Below are 17,560 nucleotides of genomic sequence, written 5' to 3'. Positions count from 1 at the left end.
CTACTATCGCTAACAAGCGCCATCATAAATACTATACTTTTTACAGAAGTTTTGACAATTATTTGCAGGTATAAATTAAAATAATCTAATTTTAATACTGCAACCAAAGCATTAAACAACCTGTAATGAAATTTCCATTTATATTCATCGTCATTTTAGCCACCACCAGCTGTCAGGACAAAAAAGAAAAACCCGAAGCTAAACCCGCCAATTCTTCTCAAACCTTTTATGTAGGCACATATACAGATGTTGATAGTGAAGGCATCTATAAATATGCACTAGACAGCACAGGAAACCTGTCTAAAATTGGCCTTATGGCGAAAACATCTAATCCTTCATTTGTGGCCTTAACGCCAGACAAAAAATATCTCCTTGCTATTAATGAAGCTGGTGAGGGCACGGTAGAATCATATGCTGTTCATCCTGATAGTTTAGAATTATTAAGTCAAAGTAAATCAGGAGGCGCAGCGCCTTGCTTTGTAAATGTAGATGAAGAGGGTAATGTGTTAGTTGCTAATTATAATGGCGGCAATGTGGGCCTTTTAAAACTACAGAATGAGGGCAAATTATCAGATTTACTTAATGTTTCTCAACATGAGGGCAGTGATATAACAGACAGGCAAAAAGGACCACATGCACATTCTTCATGGTTTGCTCCCGATAAAAACACAATCATTTCGGCAGATCTGGGCACTAACCAGCTTTGGTTCTCTAAAATTGAAGATGAAAAACTTGTAAATACTCCTCCAGATACTCTGGGTATGGAGGCTGGCGCGGGGCCAAGACACCTTGCATTTCATCCTAACAACAAATGGATTTACGTAATAAGTGAGTTAAATAACAGCGTTACCCAGGTTGTTAAAGACAACGACAGTTCATATATCAGAAAAAATTCATATTCTACTCTTCCTGAAGATTTTACCGGTGAAAGCGCTTGTGCAGATATTCATATTTCATCAGACGGTAAGTTTGTGTATGCCTCTAATCGCGGTCACAATAGCATTACTGTTTTTGAAGTGAATAATGAAGATGGAAGCCTCTCTCCTATTCAGTATGAATCTGTACATGGTAACTGGCCTCGCAATTTTGCACTTTCACCAAATGAAGATTATGTGATCGTAGCCAATAGAAGATCTAATAACATCACATCGTTTAAACGAGATAAAACCACTGGCAGAATAGAGTTTGTGGGGGAAGTAGACGCTCCTAGTCCTGTTTGTATTTTGTTTGACTAGAAAAAATCTACTTATTACAAAAAACCGCCTAAAAAGGCGGTTTTTTTAGCTTTTATGTATGACTTAATGTGTCCTTTTCTGCTGCTGGCGGAATAAGTCCGGGATAACTTTCATTAAAAAACTGTTTTCTTAAAGAATCCATTTGTCTTAAGATAGACTGCACACTTGTAGAATCTTCTGCACCATTACGTTGGAAGAAATCATCACTAAAAAAATCACGCTGCATCAATGAATTATCGCCAAAAGGGATAGCATAATTTTTTTCCATTAAATTAGGCATACGCTCATTAAAATAGTCATTCATAGAAGCCATTAAACTGTCCACATCTACAGATACAGAATCACCGGTGCGATTAGTATAAGACCAGGTATAAATAGAATCATATTTAACCACATTACCATTCTCATCAACCTGCTTATTCACTTTCCAGCTTTCCTTAGGTCTTGTCGTGTCTATATTTTCACTTAGATTTTTATGAGTTTCAGGTAGCGGTTTTTCATTATTCTCCTGCCCTTTACAACCTGTAAGACTAAGAAATGTCAATACTACAGCTATCATTTCTGTTTTCATATCTATCTTTTTTTAGGGTTCAACACAAAATACTTTTGATAAACTTTAACCATAAAAATATTCTTGAGAATCATTTACCATAATAAAGTTAGAGAAAATGACTAATTTTCAGAATTAATAAAGGCCAAAAATTAGTTAATAAAACAGTAGCCTTTATTTATATTATCAACCTCTATTCAATATGTTACGCAGAAATAAAGAACAAGAATTCCTAATACAATTCACTAAGGAGTTAGAAAATATATTTGAAGAGTTTTATGAATTTCAGTTAGAAGATAAGACAGACGTACTCGTTAAACATACTAATGATCGTTTGCTGGCTCAACTTGATATTGATGTAGAAAAAATTCTCAATCTGCCTAAAGGCGAAATAAAATCTTACCTGCAAGAGCGTAAATTTCACTCCAGACATTTTGAGAATCTGGCAGATTATCTAACAAAAGCAGCCCAAAATGAGCTGCAGAGCGACAAAACTAAAGCCAGAACAGAACTCGAGAAAGTTATTGAGATTAATGAGATCGCAGACGAGGTTTCAAAAACCTTTTCTATCATTCGTATGAATAAGAATATTCTGGTTAAAAATCAGCTGGAAAAGGTCTAAAATCGGCTTTTTTACTTCACTTTTTCGCCTCCCAGAAACGTTTCGGAAACTTTTAGATTAGGAATCTCATCCTCGTTGATTGTCATAATATCATCATCCATTATTATGAAATCTGCAAACTTTCCGGCTTCTATACTGCCTTTCTCATTTTCTTCAAAATTAGAATAAGCCGCCCAGATGGTCATTCCGCGTAAGGTTTCTTCGCGACTTAGAGCATCTTTCATCTGGAAACCACTTTCAGGAAAATGCTGTAGATCTTTTCGCGCTACAGCGGCATAAAAAGTATAAAACGGGTTTACCTGCTCTACCGGAAAATCTGTTCCTAATGCGATCACACCGGCCTCATCAAGCAATTCTTTATAAGCATAAGCACCTTTCATGCGCTGTTTGCCCAGCCTGTCTGCGGCCCAGTACATATCACTAGTTGCATGCGTAGGTTGCACAGAAGGTAAAATATTGTCGTCAAAATAGTCAAAATCTTCTGGCGAGATCACCTGCGCGTGCTCTACCTTCCAGCGGCGATCGTGCTGTCCTTTTAATGCTTCGGCGTAAGCTTTTAAAATAACAGTATTTGCAGAGTCACCTATAGCGTGTGTATTCATCTGGAAATCTGTAGCTGCAATTCGCTTTGCCAGCGCTTTTATACTGTCTACCGGAGTTACCATCGCACCATAATGATTTGCCCTGTCTGCATATGGCTCACGTAAAGCAGCACCGCGAGAACCCAAAGCACCGTCGCCGTAAACTTTTACAGAACGCACGTCGAGTTTGTCCGTTTTTAGAATTCCGTGATTTAAGAAATAATTTACATCGTTGGGCTCATTACTTACCATCGCATAAATACGCATATCGAGCGCTCCTGCCTGTTGTAGACTGTCTATAAGTTCTATTGTCTGTCTGGAAATACCTGCGTCATTAACAGTCGTGAGGCCGTAATCAAAGCAGTATTCCTGCGCATCTATAAGCGCCTGTGCCTGCTGCTCGCGAGTAATTTTTGGCATGATCTTAAAAATAAGATCCATAGGATTATCAATCAGTACGCCAGTAAGCTGGTCTCCATCTTTAACGATCTCGCCGCCATCTACAGTTGTGGTATTGTCAACTTTTGCCAGATCAAGCGCTCGTTGATTCACTAGAAGCGCATGCCCGTCTATACGCTGCAAAACAACAGGTATATCTGGAAATAAAGAATCTAATTTATCTTTTGTAGGGAAGTTTTTATCGTCCCAATCATTCTGGTCCCAGCCACGACCGTAGATAAAATCTGTAGCCTTCTCTTTCTGAAAAGTCTGTACCCTTTCTATGACCTCATCATAACTTTTTGTTCCTACCAGATTAACTGATTGTAATGTAGTACCAAATCTATAAAAGTGGCAATGCGCATCTATTAAACCAGGAAGAACAGTCTTACCTGAAGCGTCTATGATTTTATCAGCTATATATTTTGCTGTAATATCTGCGGTGCTGCCTACTTGTATAAATTTACCTTCGCTCACGGCGAAAGCTTCCGCTTTTGAGAAAGTAGTGTCTACAGTATAGACTTTTGCATTTTTGACAATTAGATCTACTTTTATTTTTTGATCAGTATCGCAACTAAAAATAACAGCAAGGGTGAGTAGCCCAAAAAGGAGTTTCATTTCGTAAAATTTTGACCAAAAATACAAAAGTAAATTCGAGAAAATCGACCTGTTTTGACCGATTTTTCGCCTATAAAGGCAATATTTAGCGCTTTTTTGTAAAAGGATCAAATGACACACCTGCATTAAAATAACCAGTAGCGCCTTGCTCATTTCTATAGATGTAATCTTTGTTGGGTTGTCCTTTCTCAGTAAGTCTGGAACTGATAAAATTTGTAAGACCACCTTTAGCCGTAAGAATTATGTTGTGCGTGAGTTTATGTTCGTAAATCAGCCCGGAATTAATCTCTAACTGGCTATATTCAAACACATCTGGAAAATCAGGAGCATTTACGTTTACATAAAAACCATTGCTGCCAAATGTGCTACCTATAGACAAACGCCCATTTTGTCCCAAAGGGCGGCGTAACAATAGACGTTGTGGTAAAATAAAATCTACCTCCCATTCAGAATTTTTAAATTGATGATTGTATGTAAAAGTGGGAAAGAAAGGAATCTGCGAAGTAGGATCTATAAATGCAATTGCACCTAAAGTAATTGTGGTGCGTGCTGTTCTTTTCATAATTAAAGACGCTCCCAGAAACCCTTTTAAACGCTGAGCTCCCTTATCGTTACCGTCTACAATTAAGCTTGCGTTATAGATTACCGGTTTTTTAAATAAAACCGAAAAGTAAGTAGAACTTAATGCGGCTGAAAATTTATGAAAATCGGCAATTTTATTCTGATTATATGTGTTTTGAGACGAAATATTACGAAGTTCACTAAATTCAAATTCGTTAAAAACGTAGTCTGCAGAACCTGTTAATGACCACTTTTGAGTTTTATAAAGGGGAATATTTGCTGAAGCTCTAAAGGTTTTCTGGTCTTTTATTTTACCTGTCTGGAAATCTTCATCAAAAAGCCTGGAATCAAAATCTCTGGAAAATGAACTTCCATATTCAAAATTAAGAACGCGTGCTCTGGGAAACTCGGCTCGTATCTTTTTTGCAGCTTCTTCCTGAAATTGCCCTTCCTGCTCCTGCGCACTTACTATTAAAGCGGTAAAAAAGGTAATTGTAAATAGTACTATTCTGATCATCAAATTAGGTAATTAATTAGTTTTAAAAAGTGCAAACGTTGATTATACATTATTCTTTAAGGATGTACTTTCTCTAGTTGAATAAAAGATCCTCCAGATCTTTTCATAACATTGCTTACACCAAAATTCTTAAGATGATCAATATCTAAATAATATTGTGTTTGCAGGACAGTGAAAAATCAAGTTTATTATATTGCTCTTTGAATAATAAGATTGCCAAAACGAAGCTTGTAACAAAACTCCCGTAGTCTGTTTACAAATCCCTCATTTAGATTAGAATCGATATTGAAAAAGATCTCACTGTAAGGATTTACATCAAAAACAGATTCAATAAAAAGGGAAATTCTATCAAATTCACCAGTATTTAATTCATCGTTAATATTGATAGTCAAGGAGTCGTCAGATTTGATTTTAAAGGATAGCATATTATTAGGGTGATTTAGTTAAACCTCGTATTGGTTAAACAAAAAGAGATTAAAAAAGTCAAATTTGAATATTTATAAGTTGAGATATGATCTATTTATACCAACAACATTTTTATAACGCTCAATAACACAAATTTGTAGATGATATTTTAAACCTCATTTTAAACTCTTAGTTCTGAATTAAAAGAACCTATTCTACAAAAAATATAGAAATTACAGATTCCCCCAGTTCTTAATGATCTGTTGTGCTTCTTGCATATAATAATCCATAAACTGTGTCAATTCTTCAAGCTTATTATTGTAATCTGTTGTTTCTGGAGTGCGTTGGGCTAAAATTTCTTTCATAGTCTTATTATACTCCTCATAACGATTTAGGCCTTTTTCCATTTTATCCTTCCATTGATCCAGTTTAGAATAGAAGTAACGTTTACGCTCTCCCATTTTTGTCCTGTAACCTATATAGTCTAATGTTAAAAGCGTATTTATAGCATTACTAGTAGCACTTTTACTTAAACTGAGAACATCTCTTATTTCATCAAAAGTAAATTCTAATTGATCTGCAACGGTTAACAGTCCGTTTACACGAGCAGCCGCTGGCGAAAGACCAAACTGCTCCTGTATCACGCCATAGCGCTCTATTAGCTCTTCCTGTTTTTTGTTAAGTTGGTTTTTCATCGTACAAATACGGTGCAAATGTAAAAAGTTTTTTTAGTTCTCTAACACAAGAACTAAAAAAACTTTTATCTAATTTTATTATTTGTACTAAAAATCAAATTTATAGGTGGCGCCTGCCATAACCTGTAATCCTTGTACAGGATAATTTACCCATTTATCATACCCGTTGTCAAGTATATTATTAACTCTGGCAAATGCAGATAATTGATCATTGATACGGTAACCTACATGGGCATTTGCATCAAAATAGCTTTCTAATGTTACAGGTGTTGCAAAATACTGTGTTGTAGGCCCTGTTACATAAGTTTCATCGTTACGCTCACCTACAAGAAACAGATTAGCACCGGCAAACCATTGTTCACTAATTTGATAATCTGCAAAAAGGGAAGCTTTATAGCTTGGCAAATTCCATGCTTCTGCTTCATTTGATGAATTATAACTAAAGAACTCACCATTTATACGCATCTTTAGATTGCTGTTTACATCTAAATTCAATTCACCAAAAACTGAGAAAGTTTTCACATCATCGTAAACAACATCAAATGAATTACCAAATTGATAATCTTCATTACCTAAACTTCCTGCCCCATCATTGTATCTGGGATTATTTTTAAAGAGCGCCTTATTATTTTCTGAAGCATAATTTGCTCTTAGGTTATAGCCAACTGTATTTACTATTTTCCCCTTCATACCTACATAACCTTCGTAAGGTTTATCTGTAGATTGTATTAAAAGCGTAGGTGAAACAAATGGGTTTTCGTTTACAAAGTCCTGATAAGAATTCTGTTCAAGCTCACCTTCTACCCCTGCATAAGCGATAAAATACTCATCTACTACACGGTAAGAAGCAGTTACTTTAGGATATAAATAAAAATTAGTTGTGCTGTTTTCTGTGTCCAGATTAACCGCAGCAGTTACACCTAGTCTCAGAGTAAGGTCATCACGAAGAATTTGTAAACTAGGACTAGCAGAAATATTTAATTGACTGTAACTAATATCCTGTGTATTATCATAATTACGGTCAAAGCTGCCGTTTACATAATCTAATTTAAGGCCCAGTGTGATATCTTCATCCGTTATTGGGAAGTTAAAAGTAGGCGCTACAATTGCGCGTATTTCTGAAGAACTGTTTGAGTCACCAAAGTAACCTATTTGAGCTTTTCCGCCTTTAAAGAAAGAATCATAAAGCTCTAGAGAACCTCCTACTTTTGCACCATAAAAACTGTGCTGTGGATCTATATTAGTTAAGGTTTCTGGTGAGGCAGCGGTAAAGTCATCTACACCATACCAGTTATAAAGCTGATGACTCAGGTCAAGATCTGTGCGCCAGTTAATACCACGGTTACGTGAACTATAATTCAAATTAAGATTAGTGTCATAAAATTTATCATCAAGTGCAATATCTTCTATACCACCCTGAGATGAATTGTGATTGAGATAAATACCAAAATTATCACTTCTGCTCACCTCAAAATTGCTATAAAACTCTGCTAAAGCACTTGTATAGGTACCAAAACCCAGCGTCACATAGTTATCATATAATTTCACTCTTTTAGCTTGCTCTACAGTCGCAGCTTTACCTTTTGCCGGAGTAAACGTAGAAGCTACAGGTACAGAAAAAATACCATAAGTAACTTTTTTCTTTGCGGTGTTTACTGAGTCATTTAATTGCGGAGTTGCCTTTACCTTGAAGGCATCGCCTATCTCTGGTGTATATGGTTTTACAACATTCACAACCTCTGTACCCAGATTGTCTTCATCCTGGGCATTTACCTGAAAGGCAAAAATGAACACAAATAAAATACTGCTTAGTAGAACTTTTGATCTATTGGGATTACTCATAAATGAGAACTGTTTATAGTGATGAATTAAGGGTCTAGTTATTGTTTTCTACAGAGGAGTTAGTCTTAGCTTCTGCTGTCTTTATTCTGTTTAATTCTGCTTTAGCTTCTTCAACCACTTCAGGAAAATCTGTAAAGTTTGAAGTCACATTGTCAAGAATGTAAGTTGCCTGGTATGCGTCACCCAGAGCATAGAAATTCTTAGCCATAAGTATTAAACCTTTGGCTCCATACAATTTATAACCGCTGTAGTCTTTGGCTAACTTTTGTACCGCCTCGTTAGAAGCTTTATTGTCTCCTGCTTTATTCTTAAAATAAGCATCATAATACAGTGCTTCTGCCGCCAGCTCACCTGTTGCTATTTTCTGCACTTCAGCGTAAGCCTGCTTTGCCCTGTTCTCATCATTAGTCTTCATTGCGCTGCGGGCAATTATTACCTGTGCATCACTTTTAACTGAGTTATCTATTTTAGCATTCGCCAGAACCTTCTCTGCATAACTAAATGCCTTAGGATATTGTTTCAGTTCGTAATATGATTTCATCAAGTTGCTTTGCGCGAAAATCGTATTCTGCGGAATATCAGATTCTTTCTCAAGCCTTTCCAGAACCGGTATGGCATCAGTATAATTTCTTTTGCTTAAATAAACCTGACCTAATCTTGCTAGAGCCTGTTCTGTAAACTCACTACGCTCTTTGTTAATCACATATTTGTAATGTGGAATCGTTTGATCAAAATCATCCTTACCAAAGTATAATTGACCCAGGTAAAAATGAGCATCCATCGCGCGTTGACCGTTAGGATAATCCTGCAGGTATTTCTCATATTGACGAATAGCCTGATCGCTGTTATTTGCCACAAATTGCTTTTCTGCTGAAGAGAAAGCGGCTTCATCAAGTTCAGAATCTTCTACAGAAATGTAATCAAGGCTGCTGGCCCATCTTCCATATTCATCTACTTTACCCTGATCAATATAAATAAGTTTAGCTGAAGCAACCGCCTGAACACCTTCTGGCGTCCCGGGGAAATCTGTAGCAACTCTCTTAAAAAGGTTCAATGCTTCATTGCTGCGGTTTGTGTTATCATAAATAAGTGCTTTTTTTAATAAAGCTTTAGAAACAAACTTGCTCTTTGGCACTTCGCGTACCAGCCTGTCGTAAGCTGCGATACCTTTCTCATTATCTTTCATCGCCACATACGTATTACCCAACTCATAAAGGGCATCGTCGCGATAACTAGAAGTAGGAAACTGATTTGCAAAATTATCCAACGCTTCTACTTTTTGATTGTTACGATCTACAAAACCATAGCTTATTGCTTTTTGAAAAGTGGCGTAATCCCGATCACCACCGCGCAAATCAACCGCTGCATTATAAGCCTCCATTGCTGGCCAGTATTTACGGCTGATGAAATAACTATCTCCCAGTCTTAAATAAGCGTCTACTTTTCTTGTTTCATCTACATCGCCTGATTTTACATAACGATCAAAATAATTTGCTGCCTGATCATAATTCTTCTTTTTAAAATAGGCATAGCCTAAATTATAAGCAATATCCTTATATTCTGGCAATGTAGAGGCTTTGCTGCTTTGCTCAAACTGTTTAAACGTAAGCAACGCATCATCTATTCGGTTTAAGTTATACTCACTCTCTGCTTTCCAGTATAATGCTCTGGCAGTAAATTCTGGAGTGCGTGGTTCTTTTAACGATTTCTCAAAATTGTCTATCGCTCCCGAGTAATCGCTGTTGTTATATTGCTCTATAGCGCGGTAAAAAGCTACTTTTTGATAAGCTACTTTATCATTAAAATTTCGGTTATTCTCAAGTAAATCCATCGCCTGAGCATAATTCTTAGAAGTGATATAAGAATCTATAAGCAAGGTTTCCAACTCTTGTTTAGCAGGTGAATCTGGGTAACTTTCAAGATAATTACTAATTGCCGTTGGAGCAGGTTCGTAGGCGTTACCTATTTCATAACTCAGCTTAGCATAATTTAAACCGCTATCTTCTTTTATCTTGGGTTCAAAATCCATTTGATATGCGTTGCGAAAAGCATTCAAAGCTTCCTGCTTACGATCTGTTTGTAAATACGCATCTGCTAAATGATAATATGCATTTTGTGCTACGCTGTTACGACCGTCTATGATCTTGTTAAATTCGCTAATCGCATTCTCAAAATCGCCTTGTTTGTAGTAAGCATAACCCAGCTGATAGTAATCTGTATTATTCCATTTACCTCTTAAACCCTTGTATTCTTTTAAATATGGTAGAGCTTCATCATATTGACCTAAATTAAAATAACTTTCTCCTATAATTTTATTGAGCTGCGATATTTCCTGGCGGTTTGCATTAGGCAATTGTTCTTTTCCTAATTTAATGGCTTCTTCAAACTTGCCTAGTTTAAAATTAAGATCTGCCTTAAAATAAGCCAATTCTTCTCTGCTTCCGCCCTGTGCTTCTACCTCATCAAACAATTCACTTGCTTCTTCATACTCATCGCTGTCGTAAGCGATAAAACCTTCATAATATTTAGCCTGAGAGCCATATTTTTTAGAATCGCGTACTCTGTTGAAATAGATCTTAGCATCTTCAGGACTGTTAGTTTTAAAATGAACATAGCCCATGTTGAAGTTGTAGCGTTCCATCTCCTGATTATTCAAACGTGCAAGATCTACCCGCTCGTACCACTTTTTCGCATAAGCGTATTTTCCATTCTCAAAATAATAATCTGCTACATCTAGAAAAGCCGAATTGCGCTTTGTGCTGGTAGGATATTCATCTACAAAATCCTGCATCATCTGGTCTGCACCAGACTGATTAAGCCGCACAGAAGCATTTGCAATATAGTATGCACAATCTCCTTTTATGGTAGGATCATTAGTGTCTTGCTTTACTTCATCGAACAACGTTTGTGCAGCCAGGTACTGCTTGCTGTTGTATAAGGTAAGTGCCTTATTATATTTTAGAAGTTCGTTAGTATAAGCTGCAGATTGCTGCGCCTGCATTAAAGGCGCCGAGAGCACAAGAGCCATGAAAAGAATCAAAAATCTATTGATCATAAAGGGAATTATTTATTTACCAAAATGGACGTTTTCGCCGCCCAAATATAGGGGCTTCTATTGTGTAATAACGCTACAAATCTGTGATAATTATGTTAAGAGAATTTGAGCACTGCTATTTTTTAAGAAAACTATGATTACTATGTATATAGCTTTGTTTTCTGTAGAAGTTTATAGCTATTCATTTTGCGCAGTTCTAATTGCAATGATTTACAAAAGGCATTCGATCTTAGTGTAATAGCTAAAGCTGGTCTGCTGATTTTTGATCTAAAAAACCGATTTTAAGTAAAAATTAGCCGTTTTTTCTTAACCATTGAAGTGAAATAGATATCGTACTTTTGACGTTAGATTATCTTTAAAAATTACTTTTATTTATGCCAAACGCGGTACTCGAGTTAAAAAACGCAGCGATATTTCAGCGTGAAAACCTTATTCTTTCAGATGTAAATGTGACCATCAATAAAGGTGAGTTTGTTTACCTTATAGGTAAAACCGGCTCTGGCAAAAGTAGTTTCATGAAAACGCTGTACGGCGACCTGCCGCTGCAACAGGGAGAAGGGCACATTGTAGATTTTGATCTGGCTTCACTCAAAGAAAAGCAAATCCCTTTTTTACGCAGAAAACTGGGTGTGGTTTTTCAGGATTTTAAATTATTAAACGACCGCACGGTAAGTGAGAATCTGCGATTTGTTTTAAAAGCTACCGGCTGGAAGGATAAAAGCGAAATGGATACAAACATTGACCGCGTTCTTGATAAAGTGGGCATGAAGACCAAAGGTTTTAAATACCCTTACCAACTTTCTGGTGGTGAGCAGCAACGTGTGGCGATTGCTCGCGCGCTTCTTAACGATCCTGAACTTATTCTGGCAGATGAACCTACAGGAAATCTAGACCCGCAAACATCTGTTGAAGTTATGGCTGTTTTACAGGAGATAAATAAGAACGGAAACACCATTCTTATGGCCACGCACGATTATGCGCTTTTACTAAAATACCCGTCAAAAACCTTAAAATGCGACGGGAATAAAGTGTTTGAAGTGGTTCAAAAAACCATCTAAAACAACCGATTTTCAACCTAAAAGAGCGATTATTTTACGCGCATTTACTTCTGTATTAAAAACCTTATCAAGTGCTTCTTGTCGCTCTGTATTGAATTTATAAGGTGATTTTTGAAATTTTTGTATTGCAGCAATCACTTCCTCTTTACTTTCTGCAACCGTACATTGATCAAGGATCAATTGCTCATCTATTACATTTTTGTTTACTAAACAATGTCTGCCCTCATAGAGTGCGTGAACTACTTTTAGCTTGGTGCCAGATCGCTGAAAAGAATAACACAGATTGATATGTGATTTCGCAAAGAGATGTTGCAGGTCAGATCTTGATTCTATTCTTTTACAACTTATGTTACTGTATTCTGCCGTTTCTTTCATCAACATGCGCATATTCTTACTGCCGGCAATTATTAACGGAAAATCTAACTCACTAAAAATTTCTATAAAAAATCTGGCGGTACGTAAATTATCAATGATTGAAAGATCACCATGATAAAGCGCATATTCACCAAACTGCGATAGCTTTTTCACGGTATCATAACTCTGAAAAGCCGGGATATAATGACAATTGGGCTTATAGTTTTCTTTAAAATAATCAAACTCATGATTAGAAATCGTAAGAAGATGATCTACCTTATCTACAATTTTCTCGTACCTGCTAAATTTGTGAGCCTCATAAGTAAGCATGTATTTATAAAACAGATTGGTAGCGCTGCCTGCCAAACCACGGTAATAATGGTGCTCAATATTATGAGCTCTCATTATTAATTTTCTTTCCTTAAAATCATGCTTATTGAGAACCGCAGTTGTATGTAAACCTTCAAAAAGTATGGGGGCGCTGTTTCTTTTTAAATTATCTGCCAGTTTTTTATTGGTACGAAATTTAACCGAAAGCGGCCTTAGGCTTAAATAACTGGTGAAGGTTTTATTTTTTGAATATGTGTAAACACGTTTGCAGTATTTTTTGAGTCCGCTATAATCTGTTCTATTCTCTACAAAAATATGCAGATAGATCACAATGCCCTGTTTATGCAGCGCTTTCAATTTATAAAAAACCTCGATCGCACCGCCATAATCTGGTGGATACGGATTTTCAAAAGAAACAATATTTAACTCTGTACCAGACATCCTGAACTAACTAAAAGATTAGCAATTATGATTAAGCTATATTTGTAAAAATTAAATTGAATAGGCTAAAAGAACAAATTAGTCTGTTATAAAGATACTGTAATCTACAAATTTAAATGACGCTGCGCTTTAGTGTTATCATTCCGCTTTACAATAAAGAACATTTTATTGCAAATACAATAGAAAGTGTTTTGAAACAGTCATTTTCAAATTATGAAATTCTCATCATAAATGACGGCTCAACAGACAAAAGTCTCAAGATTGCACAAGGTTTTAAGGACAAGCGAATACAAATAGTCACACAAAAAAATAGCGGACTCTCACATGCACGAAATCACGGGATAGATTTAGCTCAAGGCGAAATAATAGCTTTGCTAGACGCAGACGACATTTGGTTAAAAGACCATTTACAAGTAATTGATAATTTAGCCCGCCACAATCCGGAAGCTTCTTTGTTTGCTACGCGCTATGAAGAACTTTACCCAAACGGAAACACAAACAAACCGCAATACAATCTCCCTGCACACTTTAAAACAGGAGTTATTTCAAACTTTTTTGAAAGCAATTTAAACCAGCCACTCGCAGTTCCCAGTTCGTTTGCATTTAAAAAAGAAGTGGCAAATACTAATCGCTTTGATGTTACTGTTAACTATGGTGAGGATGTAGATTTCTTCATTAGAGTGCATTTAAAATATCAGTTTGCCTTTCACAACCATACCACTTGTTTATACAGAAGAGATTCTGAAAACCAGATCACAAAAGACCATATAAGCAGCAAAAATGTAACTGCTTTTGAGAAATATCTCTCTAAAAATCCTGAGCATATTTCGTTAAAAAAGTACATCAATATAGAGCGCTACTTTCTGGCGATGAATTACAAAGCGGAAGGAAGTATGACTGCATTCTCTAAAATTAGAGATCAATTAGTAATGGAGCTTTTGACCCCAAAACAGCGATTTTTACTCAAAACACCCCGATTTTTATTGCTTTGGTTAAAAAAGATTAAAAGACAACTTATTTTACGCGGTAGGCGGGTTACAAGCTTTTAAAGTTCAAATAATTTGAATAATCCCTAATGTAATCATCCTCCAGAAACTCTGCAGAAGCAAGCACAAGACAAATTCCTCCAGAAGAAAAATCTTCAAGCTCACGCCAGAAACCGCTGGGTATGAGCAAACCTTCGTCTGGTTTATTTAAAGTGTAGCTGGTTTTGGTCTTGCCGTCATCAATGATGACATTAAAACTTCCGCTTAAAGCGATTAAAAATTCGTGCTGCTCTTTATGGGCATGACCTCCCCTTCTCGCGCCACTGGGCACATCATACAAATAGTAAACGCGTTTAGATTCAAACGGAATTACATCTTTCTCAACTACAGAAAGATTGCCACGACGGTCCTTTATTTTAGGCAGTTTTATGCGCTTTACGGTCATTTTTTAGCTGTTTTAAGCAGGTTTTCCCACTGCAGGATAATTGCTTCGGTTGAATATTTAGCAACGCTTGATTTAGCGTTTTTACTTAATTTATCAAGTAAATCGGGATCATTAATCAACTTATTCATCGCATCACGCAGAGCCTTAAAATCATTGTAAGGCAAGAGCAATCCGTTAATATTGTGATTGATAATTTCTGCCGGTCCTGTTTTACAATCGAGAGCAATTACAGGAGTACCACTAGCCAGACTTTCTAACATCACCATTGGGAAACCTTCAAATTTACTACACTGCACAAAGAACATCGCTTTTTTATAATACGGAAAAGGATTAGACAGAAATCCTTTAAACATTACCATTTCGCTAATGTTCAATTTCGCAGCCAGCGCTTTAAGTGAATTCTGTAAAGCACCTTTTCCCAAAATTACCAGGCAAATTCCGTTTTGTGGTAATTCACTTGTAGCGTAGATTTCGATAAGTTTATCAAACTGTTTTATATCGTCATCCATCCTGCCAGCCGCGAGAATAAATGGCTGCTTAATATCGCAATGCGCAGTAGCAAGTTTTTCTATTTGCACCAAATTAAAAGCGTTGGGAATAACCGAAACATTCGTCAGCTTAAACTCACTTGCAATGCGTTCTTTAATTCCGCTGGTAATCGTGTTTATAGAAAAAGCCTTCTTGTAAAGCAGGTTTGTAAGCTTTCGCTGCAGCGGAAAATAATACGAGATTTTATAACTGTGAACGGTGTAAATAACTTCAACAGATCTATAGAGTAGTTTTGAGATCAAAAACTCTTTGATGAGGCTTTGCCGCATTCTGTAATCAATAACGATATCGATTTGTTCTGTTTTTAGAAAATGGGCAAATTTTCTAAAACGTTTAAACTTGTCAAAAATGTCGTTCTTGTCATTTTTGTAAACTCCCAGATCAATAAGTTTACCGCTGTAAGGGTATTCTATAAGGCTGGTAATAGTTGCCACATAAACTGTAAAATCACGATCGTGTAACATACCAGAAAGAATACCTGCAGCACGTTCTGCCCCGCCTTTGCCTAATTGCTCTACCAATATGCAAACTTTTTTCTTTTGCTCTGTCACTAAATCTTTATCTTGACCGTCTAAAATACAATTAAACTCATGAAAATACTCCTTGTGGGAGAATATAGCAATCTGCACAATTCCCTTAAACAAGGTTTACAGGCGCTGGGATGCGAAGTTACGCTTCTCGCCACGGGTGATGCTTTTAAGCGTTTTCCTGCAGATATTAATGTGCGCGGGAAGTTTTGTCAGGATAATAAGTTTCTTAATTATTTGAGGCAGGCTGTTTTTAAAGTGACTAAAATAGATTTGGCATTATTTGAAACTGCGCTACGGTCCTGGCTCGTTTTGCGTAAAATGCAGCAATTTGACGTCATTCAGCTCATTAATGAATACCCGCTGGACACTCCTTACTTTCTGGAAAAAAAACTCATCAGGAAATTACGAAACCTGACCAAAAGACTGGTCGTTTTGGGTTGCGGTGATGATTATGTTTTTATGAGCAATCTTGATAAAATACCATATCACCCATCGCGAATTCATAAGGATATTGGTTTCGCTTATAGCGAAAGAAACCTAACCAAAAAGCACCGGCGTTTGCACGATCTGGTTTTTGAATTAAAAGATATGATTATTACTTCAGATCTTGATTATCATACGGTTTATCAGGGCAGAAGCGATTATTTTGGGATGATTGCAAACCCTGTAAATACAGACAGATTGCCTAAGCAGGAATTGCCACCGCTTGAGAAAATCGTCATTTTTCACGGTATAAACGCCGTAAATTATCATAAAAAAGGAAATGACTTCTTTGAAAAAGCTTTAGAAAAAATAGCTGCAGAATATGCTGACAAGGTTATAATTGCTACTGTTAAAGATTTGCCGTATCTGGAATACATCAAGAAATATGAAGAAGCTCACATTGTACTAGATCAGGTGTATGCGCTTGATCAGGGTTATAATGCATTAGAGGCTATGGCACAGGGCAAAGTTGTTTTTACGGGCGCCGGGGAAGCGTTTTGTGCCCATTATATTTTAGAGTCAGATTCTGTAGCCATACATGTTATTCCTGATGCAGATTTTATTTACAATAAGCTGAAAAACCTGATTGAAGATCAAGAAAGAATCGTAGAAATTTCTAACAACGCTAGAAAATTTATTGAAGAACATCACAATTATAAAGATGTAGCACAGACTTATCTCAATGCATGGTTAACTATTAATCAACAGAAGTTTAAAGATTTCTAATAACCCGAGCTGGATTTCCTGCTGCCACAGTATTTTTTGGGATATTGCCTGTAACAACAGCTCCGCTACCTATCACAGAATTCTCACCTATATTCACTCCTTTAAGAATGGTTACATTATCGCCAATGAACACGTTTCTTTCAATAATTACATTTTTTCCTGTTACTTCTGTATTTCTATTTTTGGCTTCTAAATTGTGAAAGTCACTTGTTATGATTCTGCAGTTTGAACCAATTACAACATCATTTTGAATCTCAATATTTGCTTTAAAAGCAATAGCAGAAAAGTTATTATTTATATGGATGTTGTTTCCAAAAAAAATAGCGGAATCTTCTGTTCGTGCTTCTAAATAAGCATACGTATTGTAGAAATTTGGCGAATTATAAATTCCTACTTCTACCCTGTTTCCTATTTCAATTCTTCCTTTGCCTTTAAATAAAATCGGCTGGTGGCATATAAAATCGCCTTTAACGCTTATCTTTTCAGAAAGACAGCGGTATTTAAAAATGCGGTAATGTTTCAGGATTTTATGCAACATA

The 17,560-nt window shown here is 36.4% G+C and carries 16 protein-coding genes; 5 read left to right on the top strand and 11 right to left on the bottom strand.

Going from position 1 to position 17,560, the window contains the following annotated elements; all coding sequences use genetic code 11:
* The first annotated feature begins 125 nt into the window (after positions 1 to 125).
* On the top strand, positions 126 to 1,235 hold the full coding sequence (locus ACH3PA_RS13350; RefSeq protein ID WP_416443360.1) for a lactonase family protein: 1,110 nt from the start codon (positions 126 to 128) through the stop codon (positions 1,233 to 1,235).
* Positions 1,236 to 1,287: 52 nt separating this feature from the next.
* On the opposite strand, the gene ACH3PA_RS13345 is transcribed toward ACH3PA_RS13350, so the two are convergent.
* Positions 1,288 to 1,806, bottom strand: coding sequence for a hypothetical protein (locus ACH3PA_RS13345; RefSeq protein ID WP_416443362.1), 519 nt, complete (start codon positions 1,804 to 1,806; stop codon positions 1,288 to 1,290).
* A gap of 181 nt (positions 1,807 to 1,987) precedes the next feature.
* On the opposite strand from ACH3PA_RS13345, the gene ACH3PA_RS13340 reads away from it, so the two are divergent.
* Complete coding sequence (locus ACH3PA_RS13340; protein ID WP_416443364.1) at positions 1,988 to 2,407, top strand: hypothetical protein; 420 nt, start codon at positions 1,988 to 1,990, stop codon at positions 2,405 to 2,407.
* 11 nt (positions 2,408 to 2,418) lie between these two features.
* On the opposite strand, the gene ACH3PA_RS13335 is transcribed toward ACH3PA_RS13340, so the two are convergent.
* The 6 genes from ACH3PA_RS13335 to ACH3PA_RS13310 all read right to left on the bottom strand — a co-directional run bounded on the left by ACH3PA_RS13335 (position 2,419) and on the right by ACH3PA_RS13310 (position 11,119).
* Positions 2,419 to 4,044 (bottom strand): amidohydrolase, encoded by a 1,626-nt coding sequence (locus tag ACH3PA_RS13335; RefSeq protein WP_416443366.1) that lies wholly within the window; start codon positions 4,042 to 4,044, stop codon positions 2,419 to 2,421.
* An 85-nt stretch (positions 4,045 to 4,129) separates the two neighbouring features.
* Entirely contained in the window at positions 4,130 to 5,122 is a 993-nt protein-coding gene (locus ACH3PA_RS13330) for a hypothetical protein (protein WP_416443368.1), read from the bottom strand.
* A gap of 188 nt (positions 5,123 to 5,310) precedes the next feature.
* Positions 5,311 to 5,547 (bottom strand): hypothetical protein, encoded by a 237-nt coding sequence (locus tag ACH3PA_RS13325; RefSeq protein WP_416443370.1) that lies wholly within the window; start codon positions 5,545 to 5,547, stop codon positions 5,311 to 5,313.
* Between the two features lie 213 nt (positions 5,548 to 5,760).
* Complete coding sequence (locus ACH3PA_RS13320) at positions 5,761 to 6,222, bottom strand: GbsR/MarR family transcriptional regulator (RefSeq protein WP_416443372.1); 462 nt, start codon at positions 6,220 to 6,222, stop codon at positions 5,761 to 5,763.
* An 87-nt stretch (positions 6,223 to 6,309) separates the two neighbouring features.
* Positions 6,310 to 8,064, bottom strand: coding sequence for a TonB-dependent receptor (locus ACH3PA_RS13315; protein WP_416443374.1), 1,755 nt, complete (start codon positions 8,062 to 8,064; stop codon positions 6,310 to 6,312).
* Between the two features lie 34 nt (positions 8,065 to 8,098).
* Positions 8,099 to 11,119, bottom strand: coding sequence for a tetratricopeptide repeat protein (locus ACH3PA_RS13310; RefSeq protein WP_416443376.1), 3,021 nt, complete (start codon positions 11,117 to 11,119; stop codon positions 8,099 to 8,101).
* A gap of 374 nt (positions 11,120 to 11,493) precedes the next feature.
* Here ACH3PA_RS13310 and ACH3PA_RS13305 point away from each other — a divergent pair, with 374 nt between their 5' ends.
* Positions 11,494 to 12,177 carry a cell division ATP-binding protein FtsE gene (locus ACH3PA_RS13305; RefSeq protein WP_416443378.1) on the top strand — a complete coding sequence of 228 codons (684 nt, stop codon included), beginning with the start codon at positions 11,494 to 11,496 and terminating at the stop codon, positions 12,175 to 12,177.
* Positions 12,178 to 12,189: 12 nt separating this feature from the next.
* Here ACH3PA_RS13305 and ACH3PA_RS13300 read toward each other — a convergent pair whose 3' ends face one another.
* The gene (locus ACH3PA_RS13300; protein ID WP_416443380.1) at positions 12,190 to 13,302 is read right to left on the bottom strand and encodes a hypothetical protein; all 1,113 of its coding nucleotides are present in this window, start codon (positions 13,300 to 13,302) and stop codon (positions 12,190 to 12,192) included.
* A 116-nt stretch (positions 13,303 to 13,418) separates the two neighbouring features.
* Between ACH3PA_RS13300 and ACH3PA_RS13295 the strand changes: the two genes are divergently transcribed.
* The gene (locus tag ACH3PA_RS13295) at positions 13,419 to 14,351 is read left to right on the top strand and encodes a glycosyltransferase family 2 protein (RefSeq protein WP_416443382.1); all 933 of its coding nucleotides are present in this window, start codon (positions 13,419 to 13,421) and stop codon (positions 14,349 to 14,351) included.
* Here ACH3PA_RS13295 and ACH3PA_RS13290 read toward each other — a convergent pair.
* Entirely contained in the window at positions 14,338 to 14,733 is a 396-nt protein-coding gene (locus ACH3PA_RS13290; RefSeq protein ID WP_416443384.1) for a sugar 3,4-ketoisomerase, read from the bottom strand. The two genes, ACH3PA_RS13295 and ACH3PA_RS13290, sit on opposite strands and share 14 nt — an antisense overlap.
* Positions 14,730 to 15,833 (bottom strand): glycosyltransferase, encoded by a 1,104-nt coding sequence (locus ACH3PA_RS13285; RefSeq protein WP_416443386.1) that lies wholly within the window; start codon positions 15,831 to 15,833, stop codon positions 14,730 to 14,732. The genes ACH3PA_RS13290 and ACH3PA_RS13285 overlap by 4 nt, the downstream gene beginning before the upstream one ends.
* 39 nt (positions 15,834 to 15,872) lie before the next feature.
* On the opposite strand from ACH3PA_RS13285, the gene ACH3PA_RS13280 reads away from it, so the two are divergent.
* On the top strand, positions 15,873 to 17,021 hold the full coding sequence (locus ACH3PA_RS13280) for a glycosyltransferase (protein WP_416443388.1): 1,149 nt from the start codon (positions 15,873 to 15,875) through the stop codon (positions 17,019 to 17,021).
* On the opposite strand, the gene ACH3PA_RS13275 is transcribed toward ACH3PA_RS13280, so the two are convergent.
* Positions 17,008 to 17,559 carry an acyltransferase gene (locus tag ACH3PA_RS13275; RefSeq protein ID WP_416443390.1) on the bottom strand — a complete coding sequence of 184 codons (552 nt, stop codon included), beginning with the start codon at positions 17,557 to 17,559 and terminating at the stop codon, positions 17,008 to 17,010. The two genes, ACH3PA_RS13280 and ACH3PA_RS13275, sit on opposite strands and share 14 nt — an antisense overlap.
* Position 17,560 lies beyond the last annotated feature (1 nt).

It is taken from the genome of Leeuwenhoekiella sp. A2, from assembly GCF_047946655.1.
In the GTDB taxonomy this organism is placed as follows: domain Bacteria; phylum Bacteroidota; class Bacteroidia; order Flavobacteriales; family Flavobacteriaceae; genus Leeuwenhoekiella.
This window is presented reverse-complemented; position numbering and strand designations above follow the sequence as displayed.